Consider the following 2,428-nt stretch of genomic DNA (forward strand, 5'->3'; position numbering starts at 1 on the left):
GGGCGCAGGTGCCAGGGAACGGCGGCCTAACGAGTCGTTCAAGCCGATGCCGCTTCGCGGCACGGCTTAACTCTGGTGTTAGGCCGCTGAAGGACTTCCATGCAATCTGAAGTAGTTCCTTTCTCGCTCGGGATCACTCTCTTCGCAATGGTCATTGTGTGGTTTGTGCTCATCAAGCTGCTCTTTAACCGCCTTGAGCGGGTCCACCCGAAAAAGTACGAGGCAATGGGCAGGCCGTCTCTCTTCCTGCGTAACAACATTACAACTGGATGGGCTACGCTCAAGTTCCTGGTAACTCGGGAGCACAGATCACTCAACGACAGGAATCTCTCAAAACTGTCGGACGGCATGCTGATCTACTTCATAGTCTATCTAGTGCTGTTCTTTGGCATAGGTGCGTGGGTCGTCGGGCATCCAGTGCTAGCGGCCTAACAAGTCGTTCAAGCCGAACCCGCTTCGTTACACCAACAACATGGCAGGTAGAGCTTGCCATGTTGTCGGCTCCACTACGCGGGTCGGCTTAACTCAGGCGTTAGGCCGCACTCGGTGCGAGTTCCGACATCCCGCTCTTTTGGTGTGTTCCTTTCGGCCGGTTTCGCCACGCCCACTGGGTCGCTTCGTTCAACATTGCGTGGCGTAGCATCCGACTCGCCCGAGCATGACGGGCCAAGAGTTCTGGCGCTCACATCTATAGTGGACTTCGGGTAGCCAGCACGCCCAGGCGCCGGAGCAAGCTTGAAGCGCAGACTCTTTCGCTCGATCCAGGGCCGCCGTCAGAGCGTAGCAAGTTGTTGTAATGTTCCGGCTCAGGGGTTGGGTTGCGGCGATTCCAGACAAGTGTTCGCGGTGTCTGGTGGCGGCGGCCTAACAATGCGTTCAAGCCGAAGCCGCTTCGCGGCTCGGCTTAACTTAGGTGTTAGGCCTCACTCCAACCAATGCGCTGGCTTGAGACAAGAGTTCCGCCACCCGTCGTGCTGCTGATGGTGGGCGCGCTGGCTTTCGGCATGGCCGAGCTTCTTCCCGGCTTTTCCTTTCCGTTTCCCGTCGCCGGAGCACTCGTCCTTGTGTGCGCAGGCCTCGCACTCAACGTCATCCCCAAACTTGCCTTCCGGTGTGCCGGCACCACGGTCAATCCACTCCATTCGGCCAAGTCGAGCCAATTGGTCACCTCGGGAGCCTACCGGTTCAGCCGTAACCCGATGTACTTGGGCCATTCCTTGATCCTGCTGGGGTGGGGGCTCTACTTGGGCAATGCTGTAGCTGTCGCCATCGTGCCGTTGCTTGTTCTGTACCTGTCGCGCTTCCAGATCCGCCCGGAGGAGAGGCAGCTGCTGGCTCGTTTCCCCGACGCATATGCGGCATTCTGTCGCCAGGTCCCCCGGTGGCTGTGAGGCCTAACAATTCATTCAAGCCGACACCGCTTCGCGGCGCGGCTTAATTCAGGTGTTAGGCGGCTATGGAAGAACTTCTCTACTTCGCAGCAGTTCTCGCCGTGGCTTTGGGCGCAGCGCATTCATTGCTCGGGGAGCGGTACATCCTCACCCGCCTGCTTCGCCGCAGTGATCTTCCAAAGCTATTCGGCAGCTCGGAGTTCACGGCAAAACGTTGCGCTTTGCTTGGCACATCACCACGGTCGCGTGGTTCGGCTTTGCTGCGCTCTTGGTACATGCGGGCCGCGGCGACCTCACAGTGTCGGGCATGCTCCAGATCATCGGGCTAACTTTCGTTGCGTCCGGGTTCCTGCCGTTGCTTTTCACCAGGGGCAAGCACCTGTCGTGGCTGGTACTGTTCGTCATCGGCGGCATTTCACTCTGGTGCGCCGCCTAACAATTCATTCAAGCCGACACCGCTTCGCGGCGCGGCTTAATTCTGGTGTTAGGTGTCGCACATGCAGCGTAGGCTCTTGATGGTTCTCATAGCCGCCTCTGGTGCTAGCTCGGGATCTGAACTCGCTTGCCCAAGAGAAAGAGCGCCCGTGTCCGAGTGGGTCGCATCACAGGTGGCGCGGTCAGAGAGCGTGTTCTATGGAACGGTCATCTTGGTCGAGCCGCCTATGCCTAAGGCCGGGGAGGCCTACGACATCTGGACAGTGGAAGTGCGGGAGTCCTATAAGGGGGCATTCCGGGGTGGCAAGCTCAAGCCCGCAAATACGGGCTGGGGAGTTCTTCCTGGTGAGTCGGCGGTGTTCTTTGTTGACTCCGCGGGACGCTTGCTGCAGTGCAGCGGCTATCAGCACTACTTGTCAGACTTCGGTCTTATCAACGAGGTGCGTCGCGCTGTCCAGGGCGGTACCTAACAATTCATTCAAGCCGACGCCGCTTCGCGGCGCGGCTTAATTCAGGCGTTAGGCGCATGAAGACTCTACTGGCAATTCTGTTAACGCTCACGGCAACGCCCGTTGCTGCCACGAGCACAATATGCCGGTTCT

The 2,428-nt window shown here is 58.8% G+C and carries 4 protein-coding genes; all 4 read left to right on the plus strand.

Annotation, left to right across the window (positions count from 1 at the left end; all coding sequences use genetic code 11):
- Positions 1-99 precede the first annotated feature (99 nt).
- The 4 genes from ACW5F0_RS14690 to ACW5F0_RS14705 all read left to right on the plus strand — a co-directional run bounded on the left by ACW5F0_RS14690 (position 100) and on the right by ACW5F0_RS14705 (position 2,296).
- Entirely contained in the window at positions 100-432 is a 333-nt protein-coding gene (locus ACW5F0_RS14690) for a hypothetical protein (RefSeq protein ID WP_457000038.1), read from the plus strand.
- Positions 433-980: 548 nt separating this feature from the next.
- A complete protein-coding gene (locus tag ACW5F0_RS14695) occupies positions 981-1,391 on the plus strand; it encodes a methyltransferase family protein (RefSeq protein ID WP_457000041.1) in 411 nt (136 codons plus the stop codon).
- A gap of 307 nt (positions 1,392-1,698) precedes the next feature.
- A complete protein-coding gene (locus ACW5F0_RS14700; protein WP_457000039.1) occupies positions 1,699-1,827 on the plus strand; it encodes a hypothetical protein in 129 nt (42 codons plus the stop codon).
- A 148-nt stretch (positions 1,828-1,975) separates the two neighbouring features.
- A complete protein-coding gene (locus ACW5F0_RS14705) occupies positions 1,976-2,296 on the plus strand; it encodes a hypothetical protein (protein WP_457000040.1) in 321 nt (106 codons plus the stop codon).
- Positions 2,297-2,428: the final 132 nt, after the last annotated feature.

Source organism: Luteimonas sp. A534 (assembly GCF_054072805.1).